Source organism: Halovivax sp., assembly GCA_007119345.1.
Taxonomy (GTDB): Archaea; Halobacteriota; Halobacteria; order Halobacteriales; family Natrialbaceae; genus Halovivax.
Map to the genome: position 1 here is coordinate 1 of SKPV01000173.1, position 6,566 is coordinate 6,566.

Sequence of the window (6,566 nt, forward strand, 5' to 3'; positions counted from 1 at the left end):
AGCACTCCACGCGCATCGGGTACTCCGTCTCGATCGACTCGATCGGCGTGTTGAGCGTGTTCGTCATCCCGACCTGGACGCCGTCCATCCCGTCCGACCCGGCCCGGGCGCCGAACCCGCCACCGATCGTCTCGTAGTAGGTGAACGAGCCGTCGCGGGCGCCGATCGTGAGATTGTTCATCGTCCCCTGCCCCTGGGCGGGGACGCGCCCCGGCGCCGCCTTCGCGAGTGCGAGGAACGTCACGTCCGTCACCCGCTGGCTCGTCTCCACGTTCCCGCCGACGACTGCGGCGGGCGGCCGCGGGTTCAGAAGCGATCCCTCCGGCGCGCGGACGGTCACCGGTTCGTAGCAGCCGTTGTTCGGCGGAATTTCGGGGTCGGTCACGCAGCGGACCACGAAGTAGACCGCACTCTTGGCCACCGACAGCGGCGCGTTCAGGTTGCCGGGAACCTGGTCCGCTGTCTCCCCGAAGTCGACGTCGATCGCGGCGCCGTCGATCGTCACCGTGGCGGCGATCGGCACGTCGTCGTCGGTGATCCCGTCACCTTCGAGGATGTCCGTCGCGTCGTACGTACCGTCCGGAAGCGCTTCGATTTCCGCCCTCATCCGCTGGCGAGAGTAATCGATGACCGCGTCGAACGCCGCCCTGACGAGCTCCTCGCCGTGCTCGTCGAAGAGCGCCCCGGTCCGGCGCTCGGCGCGCTCGTTCGCCGCCAGCTGCGCGCGGAGGTCGGCCCGGCGCTCTCGAGGGTTCCGGACGTTCGCCAGGAGGAGCTCCATCACGTCCGGGACCACCTCGCCGTCCCGAACCAGCCGGACGGGCGGAATTCGGAGCCCCTCTTGATAGATCTCGCGTGCGCCAGCGGGCATGCTGCCAGGCGTCATCCCGCCGACGTCGGCGTGATGGGCCCGCGAGACGGCGTAGCCGGTGATCTCGCCCGCCGGCGCGACCGGGGAGACGAGGGTCACGTCCGGGAGATGCGTCCCGCCGGTGAACGGATCGTTCAGGACGAACACGTCGCCGGGTGCCGGGTCGCGGTCCCTGACGGCCCGTACGGCCTCCGGCATCGCGCCGAGGTGGACGGGAATGTGCTCCGCCTGGGCGACCATCCGGCCCCGGTCGTCGAACAGCGCCGTCGAGCAGTCCCGCCGCTCCTTGATGTTCGGCGAGTACGCGCCGCGGATCAGCACTTGCCCCATCTCCTCGGCCGCGCTCTCGAGTTGATTGCGCAGCACTTCGAGGGTCACCGGGTCGAGCGAGTCGGCGGTCATTCGGCCACCTCCATGACGAGGGTGCCGTCGTCGCCGATCCGCCCGCGCCACTCCGGCGGGACGACCGTCGTCGCCTCGGGCTGTTCCAGGACCGCCGGTCCGTCGATCGACTCGCCGGCCGCCAACCGGTTTCGTGCGTAGACGGCAGCCTCCCGGGCTCCCACGTCCGGGAAGTGCGCCCCCCGTTTCCCGATCCGCGGGTCTCCCTCGGCGGCGTGGCCGACCTCGGGCGACGGGCGGTCGACCCGCGCGGTCACACGCAGGTTGACGACTTCGACGGCCTCCTCGAGGGTGTAGCCGTAGGCCGACTCGTGGTCCGCGTGGAACCGGTTGGCCACCGCCTCCGGCTCGAATTCCTCGACCGGTACCGTGAGCTCGAAGCTCTGGCCAACGTACCGACAGTCCGCCGCACGATCGATCTCGGCTCGGTCGGGCTCGGAGACGTCCGCGAGGACGGTCTCGACGAGCTCTTCGTAGACGCTGTCGATCCGCTCTTGATCAGCGTCGGCCAGCGCGACGCGGACCGTCCGGACGGCGTCGTGGGATTCGTCCGCCGCGAGCAGCCCGTACGCCGAGAGGACGCCGGCCGGTTTCGGGGCGATCACCCGCTCCATTCCCAGCGCCGAAGCTAAGGCGGCCGCGTGCATCGGCCCGGCCCCGCCGAACGCCACGAGGCCGAACCCGCGGGGATCGAGCCCGCGCTCGACCGTGACGGCCCGGATCGCGCGCGTCATTGTCGCGTTGGCGACCCGGTACACCCCGCGGGCCGCGTCGAGCGGTCCGTCGAGGTCAGCGTCGTCCGCGAGATCGGCCAGAGCGTCCCGCGCGGCGTCGACGTCGAGCGTCAGTTCGCCGCCGAGGGCGGTCTCGGGGCCGATGTAACCCAACACGACGTTCGCGTCGGTCACCGTCGGTTCGGTCCCACCGCGACCGTAACAGACCGGTCCCGGCTCGGCGCCTGCCGAGCGCGGCCCGACGCGGAGCGCGCCGCCGGCGTCGACCCACGCGATCGAGCCGCCGCCGGCGCCGACAGTATTCACGTCGACCATCGGCGTTCGGATCGGCAGTCCGTCGATCTCGGCGTCGGTCGTCCGAGCCGGCGATCCGTCCCGGACGAGGCTCACGTCGCTCGACGTGCCGCCCATGTCGAACGTGACGAGCCCGTCGTCGCCGGCGACGTCGGCCGCACCGATGACGCCGGCCGCCGGCCCGGAAAGGACCGTCGTTACCGCGTGCTCGCGAACCGTTTCCGCGTCCGCGATGCCGCCGTTCGACTGCATTATCTGCGGTGCCGGGATCCCCGCCTCGGCCGCTCGGTCGACGAGTCGGCCGACGTAGCCGTCGATCGCGGGGGTGACGTAGGCGTCGACCGTCGTCGTCGCCGTCCGCTCGTACTCGCGAAACTCAGCGAGGACTTCCGAGGAGGTCGAGACGGGCACGTCGAGCGCCTTGCGGAGAAGCGTCGCCACCGTCCGCTCGTTCTCCGGCGTCGCGTAGGCGTGGAGCAGACTGACCGCGACGCTATCGATTTCCGCCGCCGCGATCTCCTCGGCGATCTCGTGAACATCGTCGGGTCGTACCTCGCGCTCGAGGCCCTCTACCGTGGACCGTTCGTCGATCTCGAACCGCCGTCGTCGCGGTACGAGCGGGGCCGGTTTCTCTGCCTCGAGATCGTACAGTGATGGGCGGTCCTGCCGGCCGATCTCGAGGACGTCCCGGAAGCCGGCGGTCGTGACCAGCGCCATCCGCGCGCCATCACGTTCGAGGATCGCGTTGACCGAGACGGTCATCGCGTGGCCGAAGCTCTCGATCGCCGCGGGCTCGACGCCGGCGTCCTCGCAGGCCTTCTCGATGCCTTCGATCACGCCGCGGCTCTGATCCGCGGTCGTCGGGACCTTGGCGGTCGTCAGCCGACCGTCGACTAACAGTGCGACGTCGGTGAACGTGCCGCCGACGTCGACGCCGATCTGCGTGCGTTGTCCTGTCATTATGAACGTAGCTTAGAGCAACCCGGTCACGACGTCGATGAACGCGGGGAGGTTGTCGTTCAGGGTCAACAGGCCAATCATAATGACGACCAGCGTGACGATTCCGCCGAGGACGTTCTGGAGGGTGGAGTTGGTGTGCTCGCCGAGCAGCTCCTCGTTGTTCATCGCGTAGATGAGGAAGATCGCGAGGATCGGCAGGAGCAGGCCGTTGAAGACCTGCGCGAGGACGATCACCTGGACCGGGTTGAAGCCGAGCCCGGAGAAGACGATACCCACGCCGAGGATCGTCATCCAGATCGCCCGGAACCGGGTCGACTTCAGGTCCCGCTCCCAGCCGAGCGCCCCGGCCGTCGCGTACGCACCGGCGAGCGGCGCGCTCATCGCACTGGTGAACCCGGCGGCGAACAGGCCGATCGCGAAGAACGTGAGGGCGTAACCGCCCATGACGGGCTCGAGCTGGTCGCCCATCTCCCCGACGTTGTCGATCTCCGTTCCTTCCGGAAACACCGCCGCCGCCGTGATGACGATCGCCGTCGTGATGAGGCCGCCGATCGCGACCAGCAGTATGGTGTCGTACTGGGCGTCTTTGAGGTCACTCGGGTCGTTCCACTTCTCCTGGACCGTACTCGCGTGCAAGAACAGGTTGTAGCCGACGACGGTGGTCCCGATGAGCCCCGCGATGAGCAGCGCCGATCCCTCGGGGACCGTCGGCACCAGCCCGCCTCCGACGTCGGCCGGACTCGGCCGGACCGCGATCGCGTTCACGAGGAACGCGATGCCCATAACGGTGACGAGGCCGATGAACACCTTCTCGATGAGCTTGTAGCTGCCCGTAAAGAGCAGCGCACCCGCGACGAGGCCGATGATCGGCCCCCAGATGTTCGCCTCCACGCCCGTGATCGTCGCCAGTCCCGCAGCGCCGCCGGTGATGTTCCCAGTCTGGAACGCGGCCGTGCCGACGCCGATGGCGCCCACCACCAGCACGATGGCGACCGTGCTCACCACCGGATTTTCGAACTGTTTTCGCAGCGCCTCGCCCAGTCCTTGCTGGGTAATCAGTCCGAGACGCGCGCTCATCTCCTGGATGACCATCGTCGCGAAGACCGAGAACACGATCGTCCACAGGAGTACGTACGCGTACTCTGCACCGATCACGCTCGCCGTCGTTACCGTCCCCGGACCGATGAACGCCGCCGCGACGAGCGCCCCGGGGCCGACGTTTCTGAGCCGGTCGACGAGACCGGTCGACGATTCTCCGCCCGCACCTGTCGTTTGTGCCTTGTCCGATGTTGCCATTTGTCGAGTCCTCCGTATGCCAGTCGTTCACAGACAACATTATATAAAAAAGATTGTTGAGAATCAGTCTTACAATGTGGGGTACATTCGTCGTCGGTGCTGCTCGAGTGTGAACGAGTATGATGGTTGAGCGTGATTCATTTGCGGGAGATCGACGCCGTTCACTGGGAGATCCCGAGTTGGTGTGAGCCACTGGCAGTCACGAACCAGTGGGATCACGTGGTTGCCAACAGCCGGTACGTGTGCAACCGACTGCGACCATACTGTGGAGAAGCAATTCACTCTAAATTCTCGGTGAGAATCGCCTTCGAGACACCGGCTTCGACCGCGACGTCGAACGGCAAGTCCGTGGTGCTGCGCTCGATGAACCGGACCATGAACCACCGAATCGACTCCGAGGGAAACACCACGTGATAGGCGCCATCGGTCTCCGATCTGACGGTCAAAAACCCGCAGAACGAGAGCCATTCGAGGAGTTCGGCGAGCCCGTCGAAGCGTTCAGCGTACTCGCGGACGTGATACTCTGAGACTCGATCCGCGCTTTCGACGAAGTCCGGATCAGGGTTCCCGTCGTTGTACAGGCGATCCAAAAAGCAGTGCAGGAAGTCGACGTCGAGGAGGACGTGCTCGCCGGAGGACAGCATCTGGTAGTACTGCTCTAAGTTGTGACTCGGATCGCCGGTAGCGGCCTCGAAGTTTGCGGCGTAAAACGACAGCGCGCGGCGAACGAGCTCGCTCTGGCTCTTGCCGGTCTCGCCGGTGAGCGACTCGAGGGCCGCGCGGGCGTCGTCATCGAACGATACCGTAATCCGGTCGGTCATGTCCCTCTCCATCCACTCCATGCATATAGCTTCCACGCCGCATGGGGTGGGAAAGTCGACACGTTTGCGAGTCGTCAGTGCGCAGGGAGAGGCGATTTTGACCCGGGGAGTTTTACGTCGGTTCGTGGTCGGCTGAGGCATGCCGATCGCCCGTCACGGGACCGGGATCCTGGCGGCGACGCGCGCGTACCTCTCGCAGGTCCACCCTGTGTTCATGCTTCCGCCCCTCGCGGCGTCCATCTTCGGCGGGATCCTCACCGGTACGGTCGCGCCGGTGGAGGCGGGTGCGCACGTCGTCGCGATCTTCGCCGCCGTCTACACGGCACACGTTCAGGACGGGTACGTCGACTTCCACGTCCGGGGCGAGGACGACGACCACCCGCTCACCGTCACCGGCTGTCGGCTGGGACTCGTCGGTTCGACCGTCCTCTTCGCGCTCGCCTGCACGGTCGTCTTCATGCGCGTGGACGCCGTCGCCGTCGCGCTGACGCTTCCGACCTGGCTGATCGCGTACTTTCACGCTCCGCGCCTCGACGTGCACCCGATCGGGGCGACCGCCGGCTATCCCGTCGGCATCGGCCTGGCCATCCTCGGCGGCTACTACGTTCAGGCTGGTTCGATCGGCACTCTGGCGCTGGCCTTCGCGGCCGTCTTCGTGGTACTACTGTCGGGGATCAAGGTGATCGACGACGCCCAGGACTACGACTACGATCGCTCGATCCGCAAGCGTACCGTCGCCGTCGTCCTCGGACCAAAACGGGCCCACGACGTAGCCTTTGGGCTCCTGGCCGTGGCGCTCGTCGGCGTGATCGGGTTCGCCGTCTACGGCGCGTTTCCCCCGGGTAGCGTTCTCGCAGTCGTTGCCTTCGGTGCAGTCGCCGTCGTCGCCAGGCGGGCCCCACCGACCCTGGCCACGATGCTCCTGATCCGAGGATCGTACGTCTTTCTGGCCGTCCTGGTCGCTGCGGTCTGGTTCGAGCCGCTGGCGACTCTTTGACCGAGGTCTCGCGTGGGTCGTGGTATCGCGGGCCTCCCCACAATTTAAGAGTGCTCCGCCCGTTTTTGTGGTGTGAGTGAAGAATCCGGGCGACGGAACCTCCGTATGCCCAACAACGACGAAGTCTTCGCGGTCGTCACCGAGCACCTCGGCGGGAACCACGTCCGCCTTCGCTGTGCCGACGGCGAAGA

General features: G+C 67.1%; 5 protein-coding genes and 1 pseudogene. 2 read left to right on the forward strand and 4 right to left on the reverse strand.

What is annotated here, in order from left to right; genetic code table 11:
• The 4 genes from QZT59_RS11630 to QZT59_RS11645 all read right to left on the reverse strand — a co-directional run.
• Positions 1-1,273: hydantoinase B/oxoprolinase family protein (locus QZT59_RS11630; protein WP_290816141.1), on the reverse strand; the 1,273-nt coding region annotated here is incomplete at its 3' end.
• Positions 1,270-3,261: a hydantoinase/oxoprolinase family protein gene (locus tag QZT59_RS11635; protein ID WP_290816145.1), complete on the reverse strand. Its 1,992-nt coding sequence runs from the start codon at positions 3,259-3,261 to the stop codon at positions 1,270-1,272. The genes QZT59_RS11630 and QZT59_RS11635, both read right to left, overlap by 4 nt.
• A 12-nt stretch (positions 3,262-3,273) precedes the next feature.
• The gene (locus tag QZT59_RS11640; protein WP_290816148.1) at positions 3,274-4,557 is read right to left on the reverse strand and encodes an Nramp family divalent metal transporter; all 1,284 of its coding nucleotides are present in this window, start codon (positions 4,555-4,557) and stop codon (positions 3,274-3,276) included.
• Positions 4,558-4,835: 278 nt separating this feature from the next.
• Entirely contained in the window at positions 4,836-5,378 is a 543-nt protein-coding gene (locus tag QZT59_RS11645) for a ribbon-helix-helix protein, CopG family (RefSeq protein ID WP_290816151.1), read from the reverse strand.
• Positions 5,379-5,517: 139 nt separating this feature from the next.
• On the opposite strand from QZT59_RS11645, the gene QZT59_RS11650 reads away from it, so the two are divergent.
• Together QZT59_RS11650 and QZT59_RS11655 are read left to right on the forward strand one after the other, a co-directional pair.
• On the forward strand, positions 5,518-6,375 hold the full coding sequence (locus QZT59_RS11650) for a UbiA family prenyltransferase (protein WP_290816154.1): 858 nt from the start codon (positions 5,518-5,520) through the stop codon (positions 6,373-6,375).
• Positions 6,376-6,447: 72 nt separating this feature from the next.
• A pseudogene (locus QZT59_RS11655) lies at positions 6,448-6,566 on the forward strand (translation initiation factor 1A 2); the annotation flags it as partial.

Bases quoted from the DNA above. Each gene is read 5' to 3' on its own strand.
- QZT59_RS11640 (WP_290816148.1), bottom strand. From the start codon at position 4,557: ATGGCAACATCGGACAAGGCACAAACGACAGGTGCGGGCGGAGAATCG.
- QZT59_RS11645 (WP_290816151.1), bottom strand. From the start codon at position 5,378: ATGACCGACCGGATTACGGTATCGTTCGATGACGACGCCCGCGCGGCC.
- QZT59_RS11635 (WP_290816145.1), bottom strand. From the start codon at position 3,261: ATGACAGGACAACGCACGCAGATCGGCGTCGACGTCGGCGGCACGTTC.
- QZT59_RS11650 (WP_290816154.1), top strand. From the start codon at position 5,518: ATGCCGATCGCCCGTCACGGGACCGGGATCCTGGCGGCGACGCGCGCG.